The organism is Dermacoccus sp. PAMC28757, assembly GCF_014302635.1.
GTDB classification, from domain to species: Bacteria; Actinomycetota; Actinomycetes; order Actinomycetales; family Dermatophilaceae; genus Dermacoccus; species Dermacoccus abyssi.
In genome coordinates, this window is sequence record NZ_CP060292.1 from 1,832,066 (window position 1) to 1,854,802 (window position 22,737).

Consider the following 22,737-nt stretch of genomic DNA (forward strand, 5'->3'; position numbering starts at 1 on the left):
TGGAAAGTGTGCGCCTCGAAATCGGTGGTGCGCGGACGGCAGGCGTCAGCATCGTCGGTGGGGGATTGTCGGAGCCGTCCGTCACAATGGACGACGTGACAACGCAGCGCACCGTCTCCCTCCTCGGTTCCACCGGCTCGATCGGCACTCAGGCGTGCCACATCGTCCGGGCCAACCCCGAGCGCTTCCGCATCGTCGCGCTCAGCGCGGGCGGACGCGACCTCGAGCTCGTCGCACAGCAGGCCGTCGAGTTCGACGTCGAACTCGTCGGCATCGCAGCGGGTGACCGGGCGAAGCTCGAGAGCCTCATCGCCGATGCCGCCCAGGCGACGGGCAAGCGCGCGGTCAGCCGTGTCGTCGTCGGCGACGACGCCTCCGTCCGCGCGGCCGGTGTCGGAGCCGACGTCGTCCTCAACGGCATCACCGGTTCGATCGGCCTGCGCCCCACCGTCGCCGCCCTCGAAGCGAGCAGCACGTTGGCGCTCGCGAACAAGGAGTCGCTCATCGTTGGCGGCCCGATCGTCAAGAAGCTCGAGAAGCCCGGACAGATCGTTCCGGTCGACTCCGAGCACTCGGCCATCGCACAGTCGCTCACCTCCGGCGCCGCGCACGAGGTGCGCAAGCTCGTCGTCACCGCCAGCGGCGGCCCCTTCCGCGGCATGACGCGCGAGCAACTCGGCGACGTCACGCCCGAGCAGGCGCTCAAGCACCCCAACTTCGCCATGGGCAGGGTCATCACGACCAACTCGGCCACCCTCGTCAACAAGGGCCTCGAGGTCATCGAGGCGCACCTGCTCTTCGACATCCCCATCGAGCGGGTCGAGACGGTCGTGCACGCCCAGCAGTACATCCACTCGATGGTCGAGTTCCACGACGGCGCGGTTGTCGCGCAACTCGGTCTGCCGACGATGCTCGTGCCCATCGCCATGGGGCTCGACTGGCCGCACCGCATCCCTGACGTCGAAACGCCGATCGACTGGACCAAGGCCATGAACTGGTCCTTCGAACCCCTCGACGACGAGGCGTTCCCCGCCGTGCGCCTCGCTCGTGAGGTCGGCGCCGCCGGGGCCACCTATCCGGCGGTCTACAACGCCGCGAACGAGGAGTGCGTCGAGGCCTTCCACGATCGGCGCATCGGGTTCCTCGACATCGTCGACACCGTGGAGAAGGTCGTCGGGCAACACACAGCAACGAGTGGTGAACTCGACGTCGACGGCGTCCTCGCCGCCGAGACGTGGGCACGAGCCGCAGCCCACGATGCAATCGACAAGGTGGCCCGCTGATGTTGTTCCTCGCCGGTGTGCTCTTCATGGTTGTGGGCGTCGCGCTCTCGATCGCCCTGCACGAATGCGGGCACATGCTGCCCGCGAAGAAGTTCGGCGTGCGCGTGCCGCAGTACATGATCGGCTTCGGCCCGACCATCTGGTCGCGCCACGGAAAGGAGACCGAGTACGGCATCAAGGGCATTCCGCTCGGTGGCTACGTGCGCATGATCGGCATGTATCCACCGAAGGCGGGCGATCCCGAAGGCACCGTGCGGGCTTCGTCGACCGGCCGCTTCACCCAACTCGCCGACGAGGTGCGTGAGCAGTCGTACGAGGAGATGCGCCCCGGCGACGAGAACCGGGTGTTCTACAAGCTCAAGACATGGCAGAAGGTCACGGTCATGTTCGGCGGGCCGTTCATGAACCTCGTCATCGCCGCCGTCGTGCTCGTCGTCATGGTCTCCGGCGTCGGCATGCCCAAGCTCGCCGGAACCAAGGTCACCTCGCTCACCACGTGTCTGACGAAGGTCGCCGACGGCGCGGAGTGCCCCGCCGGTCAGGAAGCACCGGCCGCCTCGAGCGGCATCAAGCTCGGGGACGAGATCGTCTCCATCGCCGGTCAGAAGGTCTCGAGCAATCGCGACGCCACGCGCGTCATTCGGGAAAATGGCGACAAGCCCATTCCGTTCGTCGTGGAGCGTGACGGCAAGAACGTCACGCTCACCGTCACCCCGAAGACGACGAAGGTCGTCAAGCTCGACGGAAAGGGCGACCCCGTCACCGACGCCACCGGCAAGGACGTCATGGTCGACGCCGGATTCGTCGGGCTGTCGATCGGGCAGGTCACCCTTCAGCGCGACAACCCGGCGGCCGCCGTGCCGATGCTCGGCGAGAGCCTCAAGCAGACCGCCGGCGTCGTGCTCAACATTCCCTCCAAGATGCAGGGCGTCGCCAAGGCGGCGTTCGGTGACGAGGCGCGCGACCCGAACGGGCCGATCTCCGTCGTCGGTGTCACGCGCATCGCCGGTGATGTGGCGGAGTCGAAGCAGGTGGAGCTCGGGCAAAAGGTGCTCTTGCTGCTCAATCTCCTGGCCTCGCTCAACCTGGCGCTCTTCGTCTTCAACCTCATCCCGCTCATGCCCCTCGACGGTGGCCACATCGCGGGTGCCCTGTGGGAGGCGATCAAGCGCCCCATCGCGCGTGCTCGTGGGATCACCGGGCCGGTCTACGCCGACGTGACGAAGGCTCTGCCCATCGCGTACGCCGTCTCGATCCTGCTCATCGGCATGTCGGTGCTGCTCATCTACGCCGACGTCGTCAAGCCGATCACGTTCAACTGATCGGGACGTACCGCTCAGAAGTTGGCGTGCATCCGCCAGACGAGCACCTCGGTGACGTCCTCGCTCGCCGAACGCGCCGTGAGGGCGCCGGTCCACGAGCCGCGCACGGCATCACCCTCGCCCGCCTCGATCGAGGTGTCGACGTCGTCGGCCCTCACCTCGAGTGCGCCTCGCGTGACGTAGAGGTGCGTGTGCGGCGCGGCAGCAAACGAGACCTCGCGACCCGGTAGAACTCTGGCGATGTCGAGGGCCACCCAGTGGTTGGCGATGCCGAGTCCCGGCTCCTCGCCCTCACGCCCGGACAGCGCGGTCACGGCACGGCCCTCCTGCGCGGCCTCGTCGAGCGCGTCACTCAGGTGGCGCTGCGCGTAGGCAGGGCGAAGGCGCGGGGTGTCCGGCGGCACCCACATCTGAACGACGCGCGCGGGGTCTGAGTCACTCGGGTTGAGTTCGGAGTGCAGGATGCCGGTGCCCGCGCTCATGCGCTGCATCGTGCCTGCGGTGAGGTGCGCGGTGTGCCCGGCGGTGTCGGTGTGGCGTACCTCGCCCTCGACGACCCACGTGACGATCTCCATCTCGCTGTGGCGGTGCGGGTCGACGCCACCGCCCGGATCAATGATGTCGTCGTTGTGCACGAGGAGTGCGCCGTGCGCGTACCTGGCGAGGTCGAAGTTGCCCGCGAACGGGAAGGAGAAGCGCCCGAGCATCCCGTCGACGCGCTGCTCCGAGCGCTCACTCGCCGGGTACAGACGCATCAGAGGCTGAGGGGTCGTCACGTTCGGGCCAACGTCCGCCGGGCAGAGGCGATTCCCAGCCGGCGGGGAGCGGGCATCCTGTCGGCAGGCTTAGGATTGGCGCATGCCGGTTTCTCTTGGGATGCCCTCGGCCCCCGCACCTGTCCTCGCGCCCCGCCGCAAGACCCGCAAGATCAAGGTCGGCAAGGTCGACGTCGGTGGTGACGCACCCATCTCCGTGCAGTCGATGACGACGACGCCGACGACGGACATCAACGCCACGCTCCAGCAGATCGCCGAGCTCACGGCGTCTGGTTGCGACATCGTGCGCGTGGCCTGCCCGAGCCAGGACGACGCGGAGGCGCTGCCCGCCATCGCTCGCAAGGCGCAGATCCCCGTCATCGCCGACATTCACTTCCAGCCCAAGTACGTCTACGCCGCCATCGAGGCGGGCTGTGCAGGTGTGCGCGTCAACCCGGGCAACATCCGCAAGTTCGACGACCAGGTCAAGCAGATCGCCAAGGAGGCGAAGGACGCGGGTGTCTCCATCCGCATCGGCGTCAACGCCGGCTCGCTCGACAAGCGACTTCTCGAGAAGTACGGCAAGCCGACCGCCGAGGCGCTCGTCGAGTCGGCCGTCTGGGAGGCGAGCCTCTTCGAGGAGCACGACTTCCACGACTTCAAGATCTCGGTCAAGCACAACGACCCCGTCGTCATGGTGCGCGCCTACGAGATGCTCGCCCAGCGCGGCGACTGGCCGCTCCACCTCGGCGTCACGGAGGCCGGCCCCGCCTTCCAGGGCACGATCAAGTCCGCCACCGCATTCGGCGCCCTGCTCTCGCGCGGCATCGGTGACACGATCCGCGTCAGCCTGTCGGCCCCGCCGGTCGAAGAGGTCAAGGTCGGCAACCAGATCCTGCAGTCGCTCAACCTCAAGCCGCGCAAGCTCGAGATCGTGAGCTGCCCCAGCTGTGGCCGTGCGCAGGTCGACGTCTACACGCTCGCGGAGCAGGTGACGAAGGGCCTCGAAGGCATGGAGGTGCCGCTGCGCGTCGCCGTCATGGGCTGCGTCGTCAACGGTCCGGGCGAGGCCCGTGAGGCCGACCTCGGCGTCGCCTCCGGTAACGGCAAGGGCCAGATCTTCGTCAAGGGTGAGGTCATCAAGACGGTGCCCGAGTCGCAGATCGTCGAAACCCTCATCGAAGAGGCCATGCGCATCGCCGAGGAGATGGGCGAGGACGCCGAGGGCGGCGCGCCCTCGGTCTCCGTCAGCTGACGCCCCTCATGCTGCGCACCTCCGGCGTTCGGACGCTCAGTGCGGCCGACGTCGACGACGCCCGTGCGCTGTGCGACCTCGACCGCGTCCACAACGTCTTCGTCGCCGCACGTCTCGACGAAGGCCTGCTCGGCGCCGGGGGAGTGGCCTTCGGTCTCGGCGGCTCGCCGTTGCGCTCGATGGTGTGGGCTTCGGCCAACGTCGTGCCGGTGAACCTCGCGTCCGAGGACGTCGCCCGGTACGCGAGTCGCCTTCGGCGCGGCAAGCGGCGCTTTGCCTCGCTCTTCGGTCCGGCCGACCAGACGCTTGCCCTGTGGAACCACCTGCGTGGCTCCTTCGGTGAGCCCATGTCCTACCGACCCGAGCAACCTCTCATGTTGACGTCGCGCTCGGCGCGAGAGAAGACCGGGGTCACTCCCGACCGGCGCGTCCGCCCGGCACGGCGTGACGACCTCGACGCTCTCGTTCCCGCTGCCGCTGCGATGTTCACCGAGGAGATCGGGTACCGCCCGTACGTCGGCAGCGACGCGGTGTACCGCGCCGGCATCGCACGTCTCGTCGAGCACGGGCGCACCTACGTCGTCACCGAAGGTGAGGAGATCGTGTTCAAGGCGGACGTAGGCTCGCTCGCGTCGGGCGTGGCGCAGATCCAGGGCGTCTGGGTGGCGCCGAGCCATCGAGGGCGCGGTCTCGCCGCACCGTGCATGGCCGCCGTCGCCGACCTCGTCGAGCAGGCTCATGCGGATACCGTGAGTCTCTACGTCAACGACTACAACCTCCCGGCGCTGCGTGCCTACCTCACGGCGGGCTTCGAGCGCGTGGGCACTTTCGCCACCGTCATCCTCTAGGAGATCGTCATGGAATTGCGAGCGAACATCACTCACCTCACGCCGGTGGCGCGGGGCCTTGTCGGCGCGTACGTCGTCTCCGGCGTCATCCACCTCGTCAAGCCTCAGGTGTTCGAGGGCATCGTGCCGAAGCAACTGCCGCGACGTCGTGAGCTCGTCTATGTGAGTGGTGTCGCCGAACTGGCCTGTGCAGCAGGGATGCTCACGCCGCGCACCCGTGAGGTTGCAGGCGCCGCGTCGGCTGCTCTGCTCGTGGCTGTGTTCCCCGCCAACGTCGAGATGGCGCGTCAGGCGCACTCGCGCATCACGCGCCGTGGCAGCACGCCGCAGCGTGAGGTGCAGCGCGCCCTGAGCGTGGCACGTCTTCCGCTGCAGTGGCCGCTCATCCGCTCGAGCGTCGCGATTGCTCGGGGCGGCCGCGGCTAGAGAGAGCCGCTCCTAGGGCTGCGTCGTTCAGCCCCGCGGGTGACGCAGCAGCGTTGCCTGCACGCCGTCGGGCGCTTCACCACGGACGGCGCGGGCAGGCGGTCTATCGCCGCGGATCGAGGCCACCATGTCCAGCACCCTTCGCGTCGCACGCACGTCGTGAGCACGAAAGACAGTCACACCGAGCCACGCCGCGACGGCGGTGGCCCCGAGCGACCCCTCGAGCCGCTCGTCGGCCGGCAGGTCGAGGCTCTCCCCGACGAAGTCCTTGCGTGAGATGGCCTGCATGACCGGCAGGCCGAGCGCGACGACGTCGGCGCTGTGGCATAGCACCGTGAGGGAGTGGCGGGTCGTCTTGCCGAAGTCGAGCGTCGGGTCGAGCAGGATGCGTTCGTCCGGCACACCCGCAGCGCGCACTCGGTCCGCCTCCACGGCGAGGCCTCGCACGACGTCATTCACGACGTCGAGCTCGTCGTCGCCGTAGGTGATGGCGACGGGGTCGGTGCGCGGGGGCAGCCCGCCCGTGTGACTGCACACGATGCCTGCCCCGATTCGGGCCGCGACGGTGGCGAGCTCACCGTCGTGCCCGGCCCAGGTGTCGTTGACGAGGTCGATCTGCGCGTCGGCGCAGGCGAGGACGACCTCGGAGCGCCACGTGTCGAGCGACAGCACCACGTCGGGATGACGCCGCCGGGCCTCGAGGAGGAAGGGCAGAACCCGGTCCGTTTCCTCCTCCGCACTCACCCACGCACCCTCGCCGCCTGCCCGTACTCCGCCGACGTCGATGATGTCCGCGCCCTCGGAGACCGCAGTCTCGAGCGCCGTCAGGGCGTCGTCGAGATCAGAGTGTCGGTTGCCGGCGTAGAAGGAGTCGGGGGTGCGGTTGACGATCGCCATGACGGCCGGGTGTCGCGCGTCGAAGCGTCGACCCCGCAGGACGAGGGGAGCCGGGGACGCGAGTCGGTCGTGCGGATTGTTGGGCACGCGGCGACTCTACTGGGGCGATGCGGGCGAGCGTGCTGTTCAGACCGAAGGGCGCGCACCGCCAGTAGGCGGTGCGCGCCCTCCTCGCGCGTCGGGGACGGCGTCAGTTGAAGGCGTTGAAGACGCCGCCGAGGCCGCCGGACTGGTTGCCGCTCGGGGCGATGCTGGACGCCCACGCGGCGAACGCCGACGGGTTACGTGACTGCAGGTAGACGCGGCCGGGGCCGACGAAGTCGAACACCAGACCCTCGCCGGACTTCATCGACTGGATCGACTTGCCCTCGACGGCGCGGCGGGTGCGGAACTGCATGTTGAGGTCGTACGCGACGACGTGGCCCGTGTCGATGACGACCTGCTCGCCGGGCTGCAGGTCAACGATGTCGATGGCACCGTAGACGGACAGGAGGACGAGACCCTCGCCGCTGGCCTGCAGACCGAAGCCGCCCTCACCACCGAAGAGGTTGCCCATGCCGCCGAACTTCGAGGAGATCTCCGTGCCGTAGCTGTTCGCCATCCAGTTGCCGCGAGCCACGAAGAACGGGCGGTCGGGGCGCATCTCGATCGGCAGGATGTCGCCGGGCAAGACGCCGGCAACGTCGACCCAACCCCCGTTCTGGGGCGCCGTGTAGGTGGTGGTGAAGAATGACTCACCGGCGAGAGCGGAGCGCTTCAGGCCCTGCATGACGCCGCCCGCTGCCTTGCTCGAGATCTGCACGCCGGGGGAGTGCGCCATCATCGCGCCGGACTCGACCTGGACGGGCTCTCCGGGCGCGAGGAACATGCGGGCCACGGCGAACGAAGGGTTGTGGCGGAGGTTGATCTGCATACCGCCATCATGGCAGCGGAGGCGGTGAGTTTCGGGGGTTCTGGCCGACTATCATTGGCCGGTATGACGATTGCCCCGTAGGTGGGCTCGTCACCCGAGATCGAGGAGAGCCAACGTGGCACAGCGCATGTCCAACCTGTTCCTGCGAACGCTTCGCGAGAACCCTTCGGACGCCGAGCTGCCGGGTCACCAGTTGCTCGTGCGCGCGGGCTACGTGCGTCGCGCCGCCCCCGGCATCTACACCTGGCTGCCGCTGGGCCTCAAGGTGCTGCGCAAGGTGGAGGCCATCGTCCGCGAGGAGATGGAGGCCATCGGTGGTCAGGAACTGAGCTTCCCCGCCCTCCTGCCGCGTGAGCCCTACGAGGCCACGGGTCGTTGGGAGGAGTACGGCCCGAACCTGTTCCGCCTCGCCGATCGCAAGGGCGTCGACATGCTGCTCGGCCCCACGCACGAGGAGATGTTCACGGTCACTGTGAAGGACATGTTCTCGAGCTACAAGGAACTGCCCACGATCCTGTTCCAGATCCAGACGAAGTACCGCGACGAGGCGCGTCCCCGCGCCGGTCTGCTGCGCGGACGCGAGTTCATCATGAAGGACTCCTACTCGTTCGACCACACGCCCGAGGGCCTCGAGGAGAACTACCTCAAGCACCGCGGTGCGTACGTCAAGATCTTCGACCGCCTCGGCTTCGAGTACGTCGCCGTCCACGCCGACTCCGGCGCCATGGGTGGCAGCGCCTCGGAGGAGTTCCTCGCCGTCAGCCCGCACGGTGAGGACACCTTCGTGCGCAGCCCCGGGGGATTCGCCGCCAACGTCGAGGCCGTCGTCGTGCCGCAGGCCGAGCCCATCGAGGTGACCGCCGGCGCCGCGCATGTCGAGGACACACCTGACACCCCGACGATCGACACGCTCGTCGCGGCCCTCAACGCGAACCATCCGCGCACGGACGGCCGTGAGTGGGCCGCCGCCGACACGCTCAAGAACGTCCTCGTCATGCTCGTCCACCCCGACGGCACGCGTGAACCCCTGGCCATCGGTGTGCCCGGTGACCGCGAGGTCGACGCCAAGCGTCTCGAGGCGCAGGTGTCGCCGGCTGACGTCGAGGCCTTCGAGGAGAAGGACTTCGCCACCTTCCCGATGCTGGCCAAGGGCTACATCGGCCCGGGCGTCCTGGGGGAGTCGAACAGCAGCGGCATCCGCTACCTGCTCGACCCGAGCATCGCCGAGGGTTCGGCGTGGGTGACCGGCGCGGACGAAGCCGGCAAGCACGTCATCGACCTCGTGCACGGCCGTGACTTCACCGCTGACGGCACGATCCAGGCCGCGCAGATCAAGGAAGGCGACCCGGCGCCCGACGGTTCCGGGCCGCTCACGCTCGCACGCGGTATCGAGATGGGGCACATCTTCCAGCTCGGCACGAAGTACGCCGAGGCCCTCGGTCTCAAGGTGCTCGACGAGAACGGCAAGCTCGTCACGGTGACGATGGGCTCCTACGGCATCGGCGTCTCGCGCGCGGTGGCCGCCATCGCCGAGAGCAACCTCGACGAGCTCGGCCTCATCTGGCCGCGCCACATCGCACCGTTCGACGTGCACGTCGTCGCCACGGGCAAGGACGCCTCCGTCTACGAGCAGGCCGAGAAGGTCGTCGCCGACCTCGAGGCACAGGGTCTCGACGTGCTCTACGACGACCGCCCGAAGGTGAGCCCCGGCGTGAAGTTCAAGGACGCCGAGCTCATCGGCGTGCCGACGATCGTCGTGCTCGGCCGCGGCCTGGCCGACGGCCTCGTCGAGGTGAAGGACCGCCGCAGCGGCGACAAGCGTGACGTCCCCCTTGCAGAGCTGACGCAGGCCGTCGTCACGGACGTCCGCGGCTGATCCGCGCTCTCCTTCTCGCCCACAAGGGCCCCGGCGCCGATGTCGGGGCCCTCGTGCGTGTGGAGACCCGGCCGCGTCGCACGTGAGACCGAGTTGCCGCAGCCGAGTGGCTGCACGACGATGTCGTGGTGAACGACCCGGAGCTGATGACCCTCGTCCTGCTCGGCCTGGCTGCTGCCTGCGCCGGCTGGATCGACGCCGTCGTCGGCGGTGGCGGGCTCGTGCAGTTGCCCGCTCTCATGGTCGCGTTTCCGCACGCTGCCCCGGCACAGTTGCTCGCGACGAACAAGCTGGGCTCGATCTGCGGCACGTCGGTGAGTTCCGCGACGTATCTGCGCCGAGTCAAACCTGACCTGCGCACAGCCCTACCGCTGGCGGGCTTCTCGTTTGCCGGTTCGGTGGCAGGCGCCGCCGTCGCGAGCCACATCCCGCGCTCGGCCTTCAACCCGATCATCCTCGTCGTGCTCGTCTGCGTGGGTGCCTACACCCTCCTCAAGCCGTCCATGGGTCAGCTCGAGAACCTGCGTCACGCCGGAACGCGCCGTCACTACGGCACGGCTGCGGCCATCGGGCTCGGCGTCGGTTTCTACGATGGCGCTCTCGGCCCCGGCACGGGCAGCTTCTTCGTCTTCGCCCTCGTGAGCCTGCTCGGATACCGCTTCCTCGAGGCGTCGGCCAAGGCGAAGCTCGCGAACTTCGCCACCAACCTGGCATCCCTCGTCGTCTTCATCCCCGCCGGAGCGGTGATGTGGAAGGTCGGGCTCGTGCTCGGGCTGGCCAACCTCGCCGGCGGCTACGTCGGCGCGCGCACGGCCGTGTCGAAGGGTGCCGGGTTCGTCCGCGTCGTCTTCGTGCTCGTCGTGGGCGCGTTCGTGGTCAAGATCGGCTACGACACAGCGCACCAGTTCGGGCTCGTCTGACGGCTCAGCTCGCCGGTTTCGCGTCGCAGCCCATGAGACCCATCGTCCTGACTGTCTTGCGGTAGGAGTCGGCGTTCGAGGTCGGGCTCGCCAGTTCCACGTGTCGCGTCGTCTGGTTCTGGTAGGTCGGCTGGAACGTCATCGACTGTTTCCACTTGCCGGCTGCGTCCCGCTCGAAGGTCACGGCGGCGAACGCTCCGTCGGCGGTTCCTGGCTTGATCGCCGCGATCTGCCCGCTGAAGAAGTTGCCGAGCGAGTAGGTCACATAGCGACCGTTCACCTTGTCGCAGGGTTGTACGACGTGCGGGTGGTTGCCGATGATCCAGTCGACCTGGCCAGAGCGCATCAGCTCCGCCGTCACCTGCTTCTGCTGAGCGTTGACCCCTTCGTACTCATAACCCCAGTGCATGGAGACGAGCACGAGGTCCGCGCCCTGGGCGCGCGCTGCGGCGGCATCCTTGACGACGCCCTTGGACGTGCGTGTGAACCACATGGCGTCCTTCAGCCAAGGCGCTTCCTTCGGCACGCTCGACTGGTCGCCGACAGCGTTGATGAGGCTGTAGCTGTACGACAGCTGCGCGACCTTCAGACCGTTGGCCTCGTAGAACACGGGCTGGCCTTCTCGCCCGCCTTCGTCCCGGGGCCGGAGGCTTTGAGATGGTTGGCCGCGAGGACTTCGCGCGTCTCCTCCATGCCCTTCTGGCCCCGGTCCCACGTGTGGTTGTTGGCCGTGCTGCACCCGTCGAAGCCCATTGATCGCGTCGCTGTAGCGAACTCGCGTGGCGCGTTGAAGCTGTACTCGACCGAAAGATCCGTGTTCGTGCGCGACAGCGGATTCTCCATCTGACAGATGGAGATCGTCGGGGCCCCGACCGTCGGCTTGAGGGCTGCGAAGAAGGGGGCGAAGGCGTAGCCCCGCCCTCCCGCGGCCGCTCGCGCCTGCGCGACGGTGCTCGCGTGGGCGATGAGGTCACCGGAGGCACCGATGGTGATCGTGGCGGGCCTGCCGGTGACCGGTTTCGGCGCGGGGATCGAGGAAGTGCCCGAACCGGAGGGAGCCTGCGAGTTCGGTGTGGTGCTCGACTCGGAGGAGGAGTGACTGCTCGCCGAGGTGGCCGACGGCGACGATGTCGACGAGCCCGAGGAGCATCCCGCGGGGAGAACGAGCGCGGCCGCGAGGACGGTGGCGTGGGCGCGGGTCCGCATGGGACGCATCGTAGGTCGTGGTGAACGACCCATCAGGCGGAGAGTCCGGGAAGCGGACGCAGCGGTTCGCCGAGCTGCTCGGCCACCGCAGCCGCCCCGGACCAGACCGAGAGCAACCCCGCAGCTTCGTGTGCGCTCTTCGTGGAGGACGAGACCTTGGCAGCGCCCGACACGACTCCCAACGCGGCCTTGCGGGCCACGTCGTGAGCCTGCGCGTGGGTGGAGTACGTGCGCCAGGGCGCGCGTTTGCCGGCGGCCTGCGCGGGCATGCCGGCTTGGGTGAGTGAGCGCGCAGCATAGGCCCACTCGAGCTGCGCGGTGATCTCCTCGCGCGCGGAGAGCTTGGTGCGAGCCGCCGACCACTCGAGGGCGTCGATGACTGCTTCGACGGACGCGAGGAGAGTGCCGTCGGTTCGGGGCATGGCGATGGTCGAGGGCCACCGGACGGTGATGTCGGCGGGTCGTAACGACGCGAGACTCGCGGCAGCGATCGCCAGGGCGACCGGCCGTGAGTTCCTGCTGACGCGCTGCAGGACGACTGCTGCCTGTGCTCCGGCCCAGACGCTCTCGGCCCTCGTCCACGACGTCGATTCGCCGGTGGGCGAGGCCGAGGGGGATGCCGACGGCGGGACCTGCTCGGGCGTCGAACTCGGCGTGCTCGCGGGGGTCGACGAACTCGAGCTCGTCGGCAGAGCACTCGGTGTGCCGGTTGCCGTCACCGACGGAAGCGTCGTGGCACCCAGGCCCTTCAGCGTCGCGTCGAGACGGTCGAGTTGGGCGTTGTGCAACTTCTGCGCAGTTCCGGCCTGGGCATGGTGGATGGTCTCGCGCTCCGCGGCCGTCATTGCTTCGACGAGCCAGGCGCGAACCTGCTCGAGCGGTTTCGTGTCAGGCGCGGGCTCCGCCTTGGGGCCGGGAACGGGGGCGTCACTCTCGAGCCGGAGCCCGCACCCGGCGAGCGGTGCGACGAGCGCGGCTGCGACGAAGGTGCGACGGGCGAGCGCGTGAGGGGGACGAGCAGACGGCATGCGCTCATCGTCCCACGGACGACGGGGGAGCGTTCACAGTGTGGACCGCTCGGAGTCATTAGTTGCAGTTGGGTGATGCAAAAGTAAGGGTTATGGGGCCGATGCGAGGAGTAGTGATGACGGCGACGACCCAGGCCCGCCCGAAGGGCCGTGCACGCAAGCCCGAAGGCCAGTGGGCCCTCGGGGAACGCGACCCCCTCAATCCGAACGAGGTCTTCAAGCAGGCCGACGCTCCGCTGAACGTTCGCCGCCGTATCCTCGAGGAGTACGCGGCCGGTGGATTCGACACGATCGAGGGCACCGACCTGCGTGGCCGCTTCCGCTGGATGGGTCTGTACACGCAGCGTCGCCCGGGTGTCGACGGTGGCAAGACGGCAACGCTGCCGCCCGAAGAACTCGACGACGAGTTCTTCATGATGCGCGTGCGCATCGACGGCGGCCAGCTCACCACCGAGCAGTTGCGAGTCCTCGCCGGCATCTCGACCGACTTCGCCCGCGACAGCGCCGACATCACGGACCGGCACAACATCCAGTACCACTGGATCGACGTCAAGGACGTGCCGGAGATCTGGGAGCGCCTCGAAGCCGTCGGTCTCGACACGATGGAAGCGTGCGGAGACTGCACCCGCACGGCCCTCGGTTCGCCCGTGGCCGGCGTGCACCCCGATGAGGTACTCGACGCCACCCCGGCGCTCGAATACATCAAGAAGCACTACGTCGGCGACCCCGAGCTGGCCAACCTTCCGCGCAAGTTCAAGACGGCGATCGCGTGGCTGCCCGACATGGCACCCGAGATCAACGACATCAGCTTCGTCGGCTCGATCCATCCCGAGCACGGACCGGGCTTCGACCTGCAGATCGGCGGGGGCCTCTCGACCAAGCCGTTCTTCGCCCTGCGCCTCGGTGCCTGGGTGCCCCTCGAGGAGGTGCCCGAGGTGTGGCTCGCCGTCGTCAAGCTCTTCCGCGACTACGGCTTCCGACGCCTGCGCAACCGCGCGCGCCTCAAGTACCTCGTCGAGGAATGGGGCGCCGAGCGCACCCGGCAGGTGCTCGAGGAGGAGTTCCTCGGTCGAAAGCTCGTCGACGGGCCGCCAGCGCCCACGCCGAAGCACACGATCGATCACATCGGTGTGCACCGCCAGAAGGACGGCGACAACTTCGTCGGCTTCGCCTCCGTCGCCGGTCGCACGAGCGGTACGGCGCTCGCGGCCGTCGCGGACGCCGTGGAAGCTGCGGGGTCGGCCAGGGTGCGACTCACGCCCTATCAGAAGCTCGTCGTGCTCGACGTGGCCGACGAGAACGTCGAGGCACTCGTCGACACGATGCGACCGCTGGGCTTCGAGGCCCGCCCGTCGCACTGGCGTCGCGCCACGATGGCGTGCACCGGCATCGAGTTCTGCAAGCTCGCCATCGTCGAGACGAAGAAGCGCGCGGCCGACCTCGTCGAGGAACTGGAGACGCGCCTGGCACACCTCAACGAGGTCTTGGAACACCCCATCGCGATCCACCTCAACGGTTGCCCCAACTCGTGCGCCCGCATCCAGGTGGCCGACATCGGCCTCAAGGGACAGATCGTCACGGACGAGAACGGCGAACAGGTGCCCGGCTACCAGGTGCACCTCGGAGGCGGTCTCGGGGAGGACCTCGTCGTCGGGCGCAAGCTGCGCGCGCACAAGGTGGTCGCCACCGAGCTGGGCGACTACGTCGAACGCGTCGTCACCCGGTTCGTCGAACAGCGTGAGGTGAGCGAGACCTTCGGCGACTGGGCTCGTCGCGCGGACGAGGAGGCTTTGCGATGAGCGCCGTCCGTGACGCCGAGACCCTGCGATCCGTGGCGGAGGCTGCTCGCCGCGATCTCGACGGAGCTCCGGCGATCCGCGTGCTCGACTGGGCGCGCGAGGAGTTCGGTGACAAGTTCGCCGTCGCGAGTTCGATGCAGGACGCCGTTCTGCCGCACCTGGCGTCACGTGTCATGCCGGGTGTGGACGTGCTCTTCCTCGACACGGGCTACCACTTCGCCGAGACCATCGCGACGCGTGACCGGGTCGCGCAGGAGTACGACATCACCCTGCGCAACCTCACGCCGACCCAGAGCGTGGCCGAACAGGACGCGAGCCACGGCAAGGACCTGTTCTCCCGTGACCCGGACCTGTGCTGCACTCTGCGCAAGACGCACCCGCTCGACGATGCACTCGACGGGTACGAGGCGTGGGCGACGGGGGTGCGGCGCAGCGAGGCCGTGACACGCCGGGACACCCCGGTGGTCAGCTTCGACGAGCGCCGCGAACGGATCAAGGTGGCGCCGATCGTCGCGTGGAGCGACACCGACGTCGAGGAGTACATCGAGGCGTACGGCGTCATCAGTAACCCCCTGCTCACCCAGGGCTACCCCTCGATCGGGTGCGCCACGTGTACCCGCCGGGTCGCACCCGGAGAGGATGCTCGCGCCGGCCGCTGGGCGGGCCAGGACAAGACCGAATGCGGGATCAACCTGTGAGCGGCGCAACGGTGTGGCTGACCGGGCTCTCCGGTGCCGGCAAGTCGACGATCGCCCACGAGCTCGTGGAGGCCCTGCGCGCCCGGGGCGAGCGGGTCGAACTTCTCGACGGCGACGAACTGCGCGAATCCCTGAGCAAGGGACTCGGCTTCTCGCGCGAGGACCGCACCACGCACGTCACGCGGGTCGGCTTCCTCGCCGACATGCTGGCACGCAACGGGGTCTGGGCCGTCGTGCCTGTCATCGCCCCGTATGCGGACGCCCGCGAGCAGAACCGAGCACGCCACGAGGCGAGCGGTGCCCGTTATGTCGAAGTCCACGTCGCAACCTCGCTCGAGGAGTGCGCACGACGCGATGTCAAGGGCCTCTACGCCAAGGCTCGCGCCGGCGAAATCCCTGCGATGACCGGGGTCGACGACCCCTACGAGATTCCCGAGGACCCTGATCTTCGCCTCGAGACCGAGGGCCGCAGCGTGCGTGATTCAGCGGCTGAAGTGCTCGCCCTCCTTCTGTCCGACGAGTCGGAAAGGAACCTGTCATGACCGTGCTCGAGCACACCCCGACGAACCCCGCCGAAGCCTCGACGCTCCGCGCTCTCGAAGCGGAGGCCATCGAGATCATCCGTGAAGTCGTCGCCGAGTTCGACCGTCCTGCACTGCTGTTCAGCGGTGGCAAGGACTCGGCCGTGTTGCTCCACGTGGCGCTCAAGGCGCTCGCGCCGGCGCCGCTGCCCATCACGCTGCTCCACGTCGACACGGGACACAACCTGCCCGAGGTGATCGCCTTCCGTGACGAGATCGTCGCTCGCCACGGCCTGCGGCTGCACGTCGCGGCAGTGGAGGACTGGATCGCCGACGGACGCCTCACCGAGCGTCCGGACGGCACGCGCAACCCGCTGCAGACGGTGCCGCTCGTCGACACGATCGCCGAGCAGAAGTTCGACGCGCTCCTCGGTGGCGCACGTCGTGACGAGGATCGGGCACGCGCCAAGGAACGCATCTTCTCCGTGCGCAACGCGCTCGGCGGATGGGATCCGCGCAACCAGCGACCCGAACTGTGGAACGTCTACAACGGGCGGCACGCGCCGGGGGAGAACACGCGCGTCTTCCCGCTGAGCAACTGGACCGAGCTCGACATCTGGCGCTACATCGAGGCCGAGAACGTCGCGCTCCCGCCGATCTACTTCGCCCACGATCGCGAGGTGTTCGAACGTGACGGAATGTGGCTCACGTCGGGCCCGTGGTTCGGTCCGCGCCCCGACGAGAAGGTCGTGACCAAGAGCGTCCGCTACCGGACTGTGGGTGACGGATCGTGCACCGGCGCAGTCGAATCCAGTGCCCGAACCACCGCCGAGATCATCGCCGAAGTGGCCGCCAGCCACCTCACCGAACGGGGCGCCACACGCGCCGACGACCGCCTCTCCGAGGCCGCGATGGAAGACCGCAAGCGAGAGGGGTACTTCTGATGACAACGACCCACGTGACACCCACGGGCCGACCGGAGACGGGACGCGAGGTCGCGGTGCCATCACAGCCGGCTGACGCGAGCGGTGCCACGGCGGCTCCGGAACAATTGCGCCTCGTCGTCGCGGGCAGCGTCGACGACGGCAAGTCCACCCTCGTCGGGCGCTTGCTGCACGACACGAAGAACATCCTGGCCGACACGTTCGACTCCATGGTCGCGGCGAGCACGTCGCGCGGAGCCGACACCGTCGACCTCGCGCTGCTGACCGACGGTCTGCGTGCGGAGCGGGAGCAAGGCATCACGATCGATGTGGCGTACCGCTACTTCTCCACGCCGCAGCGCACCTTCGTCCTTGCCGACACCCCGGGCCACGTCCAGTACACCCGCAACATGGTGACGGGCGCGTCGACGGCGGATGCGGCGGTGATTCTCGTCGACGTGCGGCACGGCGTCTCGGCGCAGACCCGGCGGCACGCGGCTCTCATGGCGTTGCTGCGCGTGCCGCACGTCGTGTTCGCGCTCAACAAGATGGATGCTGTGGACTGGTCCGAGGAGCGCTTCGACGAGGTTGCCCGCGACACCCGTGACCTCGTCGAGAAGGTGGGCTTGGCGGGCGACGTCGCCGTCGTCCCCCTGTCGGCCCTCACCGGAGAGGGTGTTGTCGCGCCGGCCCCTTCCTGGTACGAGGGCGAGCCTCTGCTCACGCTGCTGGAGAACCTTCCGGTGGCTCGCGACCTGCGGGTCGAGAACTTCCGGATGCCGGTGCAACTCGTCATCCGCCCGCGCACGAGCGACCACCCCGACTACCGGGGAATGGCCGGACGCATCACGTCCGGCGTCGTGCACGTCGGAGACGTCGTGCGTGCCTCCACCCTCGGGCTGGGATCACGGGTTATCGGCATCGACACACCCACGGGCTCGGCGCAGGAAGCGGGCGCCGGTGAATCCGTGACGATCCGCCTGGCCGACGAACTCGACGTCGCCCGCGGTGACGTCCTCGTCGTCGAGTCCGAGGCGGACGCACCCGACGTGACGAGCGAGCTCAAGGGTGTCGTGGCGTGGCTCGCCGAAGGTTCGACCACGCCGCGCCAGCGTGTTCTCGTCAAGGCGGGTACGAAGGTCGTGCGAGCGGTCCTCACCGACGTCACCCATCACTGGGACGTCGAGGAGAGCACGTGGCACCCGGCCGACGGAGCGCATTCCCTTGGCCTCAACGACATCGGGCAGGTCGTGCTCCACCTCGCGGAGCCGGTGGCCGTCGACGCCTACTCCCGTCACCGGGGCACGGGCGCCTTCCTCGTCATCGATCCTGCGAGCGGGGCCACGATCGGGGGTGGCATGGTCGGGGCCGACCTCGGCCTCGGGGCGCAGGCGGCCGGCGAGGAGCCGGAGGAAGAGTCCGAAGAGGATTGGCTGGCCGGCTGACATGACCACCCTCGATCGTCCCTCGCGACGCGCCGTTCTCGCGGCCGCTGTGGGGGCACCCTTCGCCTTGCCCGCCCTCACCGCGTGCGGCGCCGCTGAGGCGTCCCCGCACAGGCTTCGCCTCGGCTACTTCGCCAACGTGACGCACGGTGTGGCCGTGGCCGGCATGGCTCGGGGCACGTTCGCTGAGCGTCTGCCCGGTGTGCGTCTTGAGCCACAGATCTTTCCGAGCGGACCCTCGGCCGTTCAGGCGATGCTCGCCGGCGCGCTGGACGTCGCCTACCTCGGACCCAACCCGGCGATCACCGCGTGGGTGCGGACGAAGGGTCAGGGCGTGCGGCTCGTGGCCGGTGGTGCCTCAGGAGGCGCCGCGCTCGTGGCACGCAAGGGCATCGAGAGCGTCGAAGGCCTGCGCGGTCGTCGGGTCTCGACGCCGCAGCTCGGCGGCACTCAGGACGTTGCGCTCAAGACGCTGTTGCGGGAGAAGGGCATCTCCACCGGTTCCGGCAAGGACGCGGTCGAGGTGCTGTGGATGGCCAACAGCCAGACTCTCGACCAGTTCAAGCAGAACCGCCTCGATGCGTCGTACCAGGCCGAACCGTGGGTGTCGCGGCTCGTCGAGGAAGCGGGGGCGCACGTTCTCGTGGACGAGCGCACCCGGTGGCCGGGCGGGCGCTTCGCCACGACCTGCGTCGTCGTGTCCGAGGACTACCGCCGCCGCTGCCCCGAGCAGGTGGAGGCGCTGCTCGGCGCGCATGTCGACACGGTGCGATGGATCCGGGCGCACCGCGACGAGGCATCGACCCTGCTCAACTCCGAGATCGAGCGAATCGCCGGGAAGAAGCTCAAGCCCACCGTGATCGAACGCGCCATGAGGAGCGTCGAGTTCGGCTGGGATCCGATGCTCACCAACGTCGCCGAGGTGGCCGAGCACACCTGGGCCACGGGCGGTATCGAGGTGAAACCGAATCTGCACGGCATCGCGGATCTCGCGCCGCTCAACCGAGCGCTCGCCGCACGCAGTCTCGAGCGCGCCGACGACGGCGGTTACGGCGCACGAGGAAAGGCCTGACATGACCGACACACGACCACAGCTGCGCCGACCCGAGCCGACGAGCCCGGGGGAGCACGACGTGCGCCCGGCCGTCTCACTGCGCGCGCTGCGCAAGGTCTTCGGCCACGGCGAGGACGCCGTCGAAGCCATCGGTGGCATCGACCTCGACGTCGCGCCGGGTGAGTTCGTCTCCGTCCTCGGAGCCTCCGGCTGTGGCAAGTCGACACTCCTGTCGATCGTTGCGGGACTTGAACCCGCCACATCCGGAGTCGTGGAGGTCGACGGACCGCAGCCCGCGCTCATGTTCCAGGAGAGCGCACTGTTCCCGTGGCTCACGGCACGCGAGAACGTCGAGGCCCCGATGCGCTTCGGGGGAGTGGCGGCTCCAGAGCGCCGCGCACGAGCCGAAGAACTGCTCGAGACGGTACGCCTCGCCGGTGCCGGCGGCCGTCGCGTGCACGAGCTGTCCGGTGGTCAGCGCCAGCGCGTCGCGATGGCGAGGGCTCTGGCCCAGAACGCGCGGGTGCTGCTCATGGACGAACCGTTCGCGGCGCTCGACGCCATGACCCGTGACCTCCTGCACGGCGAGCTCACCGAGGTGTGGCAGCGCGAGCGGATGGCTGTCGTCTTCGTCACTCACAACGTGCGTGAGGCCGTGCGCCTCGGCCAGCGTGTCGTCCTGCTCTCCTCGCGCCCCGGCCGCGTGGCGCGGACGTGGGACGTCGACCTGCCGCACCCGCGCATCATCGAGGACTCGGGCGTGGGTGACCTCTCCCGGGAGATCACCGCCCGCCTGCGAGAGGAGATCAGCCGCCATGCCCACGCCTGATTCGAGCCGTAGCTACGCGGAGGACCCGTTCGAGGTCGATGCGCACCGACACCGTTCCGTCGTGCGCGCCACGCCGGCGATCAGCGACGCCGACGTGACCTCGGGCCTCGACCGTCTCGAGGTCCAGGCGCGACCCAAGCGTCGCCGCGTCGACCTCACGTCCGTCCTCGCGCCGCTCGGCGCGCTGGCCCTCGTCGCCCTCGGGTGGCAGTGCCTCGTCTGGTTGCAGGTGAAGCCGACGTGGGCCCTGCCGCCGCTAGGCGACATTGCTGCCGCGCTGTGGCGCTCGCTCACCTCGGGCGACGCGCTCTCGGCGATCTGGGTGAGCCTTCGCCGCGGGGTGATCGGGTTCCTCGTCGCCGTCGTGTTGGGCAGCGCGCTCGGCCTGCTCGTGGGGCGTCACCGGTTGGCGCGCAAGGCCTTCCGGCCCCTGCTGGCCGCCATCCAGTCCCTGCCGTCGGTGGCGTGGGTGCCGTTCGCGGTCATGATGTTCTACCTCACGGACACGACGATCTACGCCGTCATTCTGCTGTCCGCGGTGCCGTCGATCGCGATGGGCCTCATCGGCGGCCTCGACCAAGTGCCACCGCTGCTCGAACGGGCCGGCCGGACGCTCGGTGCGTCGCGCACGCAGCTGGTACGTCACGTCCTGCTTCCCGCCGCGATGCCGACCTACCTCGCCGGTATCAAGCAGGGGTGGGCCTTCGCGTGGCGTTCCCTCATGGCCGCCGAACTCATCGTCTCCTCGCCCGAACTGGGCTTCGGTCTCGGCTCGATGCTCAGCCAGGGACAGGCGAACTCCGACATGCCGACGGTCGTCGCCGCGATCGGTCTCGTCCTTGCTGTCGGTCTGGCCGTGGAACTGCTGCTCTTCAGCCCGATCGAGCGCAGCTTGCTGCGTCGTCGCGGCCTCACCGCGGGCGGGCTGTGACCTCAGGCAGAACCGACCCACCCCAAATGCGCGTGTCCCGTGGGGGTCAGGTTCGGTAAGGTGGACGCGCGCGGGCCGAGTGCTCGCGCATTTCGCACCCTCGCTCGGGTGCGTGACGACAACTCCAGGAGGTCCGGTGGCAGGCGCGGAACGAACGATCATCGAAACCCTCGCACCCAAGCTCGAACCCCTGGGAATACTCGTCGAGGACGTCACCGTCGTGCCCGCGGGCAAGCGTCGCCTCGTGCGCATCCTCCTCGACCGCATCGTGGCGATGGACACGGCCACGACGGAGCCGGTTGCGCCCGTCACGCTCGACGAGGTCGCCGAAGCCACCCGCGTCGTCAGCGACGAGCTCGACGCCACGAACGTCATGGGCGAGCAGCCCTACGTTCTGGAGGTCAGCTCCCCGGGCACCGACCGCCCGCTCACCGAACCCCGCCACTTCGCCCGCAACGTCGGACGACTCGTGGCGATCACCCTCGACGACGGCTCGAAGATCGCCGGACGCCTCACGTCCGCCGATGCCACCGAGATCGTCGTCACCCCCGAGCAGGGCGGCAAGAAGGCCGGCGGCCACGCCTCGGCCGAGCCGACCCGACTCGAGTACCCAACGATCACCAGCGCCAAGGTGCAGGTGGAATTCACGCACGGTGGCGACACCGACGGCGTGGGAGAGGACGTCTGATGGACATCGACATGGCAGCACTGCGCGCCCTGGAGCGGGAGCGCGAGATCCCCATGGACGTCATCGTCCCGGCGATCGAGCAGGCCCTCCTGCTCGCGTACCAGAAGGAGGAGGGCGCCTACCGCCGCTCCCGCGTCGAGCTCGACCGCAAGAGCGGACACGTCGTCGTCTGGGCGCGCGAGGACGGGCAGAAGCAGGAGGACGGCACCTGGAGCGAGCCGGGCCCCGAGTTCGACGACACCCCGAAGAACTTCGGCCGCGTCGCCGCGAGCACGGCGCGCCAGGTCATCGTGCAGCGCATGCGCGACGTCGAGGACGAGGCCATCCTCGGTGACTTCGTCGGCAAGGAAGGCGACATCGTCGCCGGCACGATCCAGCAGAGCAACGACTCGCGGTTCGTCAAGGTCGACTTCGGCACGATCGAAGGCATCCTCCCGGCCGCCGAACAGGTGCCGGGTGAGGTCTACCGCCACGGCGAGCGCATTCGCTGCTACGTCGTCTCCGTGCGACGCGGTCCGAAGGGCCCGCAGATCTCCCTCTCGCGTACCCACCCGAACCTCGTGCGCAAGCTCTTCGCGATGGAGGTGCCCGAGATCGCCGACGGCACCGTCGAGATCGCGGCCCTCGCCCGCGAGGCGGGACACCGCACGAAGATCGCCGTGCACGCGACGCAGCCCGGCGTCAACGCCAAGGGCTCCTGCATCGGCCCCATGGGTCAGCGCGTGCGCGCCGTCATGTCGGAGCTGCAGGGCGAGAAGATCGACATCGTCGACTTCTCCCGCCAGCCCGAGGAGTTCATCGCGGCTGCACTCTCGCCGTCGCGCGTGGAGTCCGTGGAGGTGACGGACCCGAAGGCGCGTGCTGCGCGCGTCATCGTGCCCGACTTCCAGCTCAGCCTCGCCATCGGCAAGGAGGGCCAGAACGCCCGCCTCGCGGCCAAGCTGACCGGCTGGCGCATCGACATCCGTCCGGACACGGCCGTGGGCGCTCCGGTGGTTGCCGACGAGCGCTGATCCGGGCCGGAAATCCTCCGGGTGCGAGGGCACCCGGAGGATTTCGCGTTTTCCCGCCCCGGGGGCGAACAGGTAGGCTAGGGGGCGAACGGTGACAGACAGAAGGT

21 protein-coding genes and 1 pseudogene are annotated in these 22,737 nt (G+C 68.8%); 17 read left to right on the forward strand and 5 right to left on the reverse strand.

Going from position 1 to position 22,737, the window contains the following annotated elements:
* Window positions 1-86: 86 nt before the first annotated feature.
* Together dxr and H7F30_RS08800 are read left to right on the forward strand one after the other, a co-directional pair.
* Window positions 87-1,283 carry a 1-deoxy-D-xylulose-5-phosphate reductoisomerase gene (gene dxr, locus H7F30_RS08795; protein ID WP_187037949.1) on the forward strand — a complete coding sequence of 399 codons (1,197 nt, stop codon included), beginning with the start codon at window positions 87-89 and terminating at the stop codon, window positions 1,281-1,283.
* Window positions 1,283-2,605 carry an RIP metalloprotease gene (locus H7F30_RS08800; protein ID WP_187034638.1) on the forward strand — a complete coding sequence of 441 codons (1,323 nt, stop codon included), beginning with the start codon at window positions 1,283-1,285 and terminating at the stop codon, window positions 2,603-2,605. The genes dxr and H7F30_RS08800 overlap by 1 nt, the downstream gene beginning before the upstream one ends.
* A gap of 14 nt (window positions 2,606-2,619) precedes the next feature.
* On the opposite strand, the gene H7F30_RS08805 is transcribed toward H7F30_RS08800, so the two are convergent.
* Complete coding sequence (locus H7F30_RS08805) at window positions 2,620-3,360, reverse strand: pirin family protein (protein WP_187034640.1); 741 nt, start codon at window positions 3,358-3,360, stop codon at window positions 2,620-2,622.
* A 103-nt stretch (window positions 3,361-3,463) separates the two neighbouring features.
* On the opposite strand from H7F30_RS08805, the gene ispG reads away from it, so the two are divergent.
* The 3 genes from ispG to H7F30_RS08820 are packed head-to-tail and all read left to right on the forward strand — an operon-like array spanning window position 3,464 to window position 5,889.
* On the forward strand, window positions 3,464-4,615 hold the full coding sequence (gene ispG, locus H7F30_RS08810; RefSeq protein WP_187034642.1) for a flavodoxin-dependent (E)-4-hydroxy-3-methylbut-2-enyl-diphosphate synthase: 1,152 nt from the start codon (window positions 3,464-3,466) through the stop codon (window positions 4,613-4,615).
* Window positions 4,616-4,623: 8 nt separating this feature from the next.
* A complete protein-coding gene (locus tag H7F30_RS08815; RefSeq protein ID WP_187034644.1) occupies window positions 4,624-5,463 on the forward strand; it encodes a GNAT family N-acetyltransferase in 840 nt (279 codons plus the stop codon).
* A gap of 9 nt (window positions 5,464-5,472) precedes the next feature.
* A complete protein-coding gene (locus tag H7F30_RS08820) occupies window positions 5,473-5,889 on the forward strand; it encodes a DoxX family protein (RefSeq protein WP_187034646.1) in 417 nt (138 codons plus the stop codon).
* 27 nt (window positions 5,890-5,916) lie between these two features.
* Here the strand turns inward: H7F30_RS08820 and folP are convergent, their stop codons facing one another.
* A complete protein-coding gene (gene folP / locus H7F30_RS08825; protein WP_255464717.1) occupies window positions 5,917-6,873 on the reverse strand; it encodes a dihydropteroate synthase in 957 nt (318 codons plus the stop codon).
* Window positions 6,874-6,976: 103 nt separating this feature from the next.
* Entirely contained in the window at window positions 6,977-7,699 is a 723-nt protein-coding gene (locus tag H7F30_RS08830) for a TIGR00266 family protein (RefSeq protein ID WP_187034648.1), read from the reverse strand.
* A gap of 115 nt (window positions 7,700-7,814) precedes the next feature.
* Here H7F30_RS08830 and H7F30_RS08835 point away from each other — a divergent pair, with 115 nt between their 5' ends.
* Both H7F30_RS08835 and H7F30_RS08840 read left to right on the forward strand, forming a co-directional pair.
* Entirely contained in the window at window positions 7,815-9,575 is a 1,761-nt protein-coding gene (locus H7F30_RS08835; RefSeq protein WP_187034650.1) for a proline--tRNA ligase, read from the forward strand.
* Between the two features lie 128 nt (window positions 9,576-9,703).
* Complete coding sequence (locus H7F30_RS08840) at window positions 9,704-10,495, forward strand: TSUP family transporter (protein WP_118912799.1); 792 nt, start codon at window positions 9,704-9,706, stop codon at window positions 10,493-10,495.
* Window positions 10,496-10,499: 4 nt separating this feature from the next.
* Here the strand turns inward: H7F30_RS08840 and H7F30_RS15140 are convergent.
* Together H7F30_RS15140 and H7F30_RS08855 are read right to left on the reverse strand one after the other, a co-directional pair.
* A pseudogene (locus tag H7F30_RS15140) lies at window positions 10,500-11,734 on the reverse strand (CapA family protein).
* Window positions 11,734-12,729, reverse strand: a complete 996-nt coding sequence (locus H7F30_RS08855; RefSeq protein WP_187034656.1) for a hypothetical protein — start codon at window positions 12,727-12,729, stop codon at window positions 11,734-11,736. Before H7F30_RS08855 ends, H7F30_RS15140 begins: the two are co-directional and overlap by 1 nt.
* 116 nt (window positions 12,730-12,845) lie before the next feature.
* On the opposite strand from H7F30_RS08855, the gene H7F30_RS08860 reads away from it, so the two are divergent.
* The 10 genes from H7F30_RS08860 (at window position 12,846) to nusA (ending at window position 22,630) form a co-directional block, all read left to right on the forward strand.
* Entirely contained in the window at window positions 12,846-14,528 is a 1,683-nt protein-coding gene (locus tag H7F30_RS08860) for a nitrite/sulfite reductase (RefSeq protein ID WP_047312014.1), read from the forward strand.
* A complete protein-coding gene (locus H7F30_RS08865) occupies window positions 14,525-15,226 on the forward strand; it encodes a phosphoadenylyl-sulfate reductase (protein WP_047312015.1) in 702 nt (233 codons plus the stop codon). Before H7F30_RS08860 ends, H7F30_RS08865 begins: the two co-directional genes overlap by 4 nt.
* Window positions 15,223-15,768, forward strand: coding sequence for an adenylyl-sulfate kinase (gene cysC, locus H7F30_RS08870; RefSeq protein WP_255464718.1), 546 nt, complete (start codon window positions 15,223-15,225; stop codon window positions 15,766-15,768). Before H7F30_RS08865 ends, cysC begins: the two co-directional genes overlap by 4 nt.
* Complete coding sequence (cysD, locus tag H7F30_RS08875; RefSeq protein ID WP_129665264.1) at window positions 15,765-16,691, forward strand: sulfate adenylyltransferase subunit CysD; 927 nt, start codon at window positions 15,765-15,767, stop codon at window positions 16,689-16,691. The genes cysC and cysD overlap by 4 nt, the downstream gene beginning before the upstream one ends.
* Window positions 16,691-18,115 carry a sulfate adenylyltransferase subunit 1 gene (locus tag H7F30_RS08880; protein WP_187034659.1) on the forward strand — a complete coding sequence of 475 codons (1,425 nt, stop codon included), beginning with the start codon at window positions 16,691-16,693 and terminating at the stop codon, window positions 18,113-18,115. Before cysD ends, H7F30_RS08880 begins: the two co-directional genes overlap by 1 nt.
* 1 nt (window position 18,116) lies before the next feature.
* Complete coding sequence (locus H7F30_RS08885; protein ID WP_187034661.1) at window positions 18,117-19,187, forward strand: ABC transporter substrate-binding protein; 1,071 nt, start codon at window positions 18,117-18,119, stop codon at window positions 19,185-19,187.
* A gap of 1 nt (window position 19,188) precedes the next feature.
* Window positions 19,189-19,998 (forward strand): ABC transporter ATP-binding protein, encoded by an 810-nt coding sequence (locus H7F30_RS08890; RefSeq protein ID WP_082128831.1) that lies wholly within the window; start codon window positions 19,189-19,191, stop codon window positions 19,996-19,998.
* Window positions 19,985-20,929 carry an ABC transporter permease gene (locus tag H7F30_RS08895; RefSeq protein ID WP_187034663.1) on the forward strand — a complete coding sequence of 315 codons (945 nt, stop codon included), beginning with the start codon at window positions 19,985-19,987 and terminating at the stop codon, window positions 20,927-20,929. The genes H7F30_RS08890 and H7F30_RS08895 overlap by 14 nt, the downstream gene beginning before the upstream one ends.
* A gap of 136 nt (window positions 20,930-21,065) precedes the next feature.
* Entirely contained in the window at window positions 21,066-21,617 is a 552-nt protein-coding gene (gene rimP / locus H7F30_RS08900; protein ID WP_129665272.1) for a ribosome maturation factor RimP, read from the forward strand.
* Window positions 21,617-22,630 (forward strand): transcription termination factor NusA, encoded by a 1,014-nt coding sequence (gene nusA, locus H7F30_RS08905; protein WP_187034665.1) that lies wholly within the window; start codon window positions 21,617-21,619, stop codon window positions 22,628-22,630. Before rimP ends, nusA begins: the two co-directional genes overlap by 1 nt.
* Window positions 22,631-22,737 lie beyond the last annotated feature (107 nt).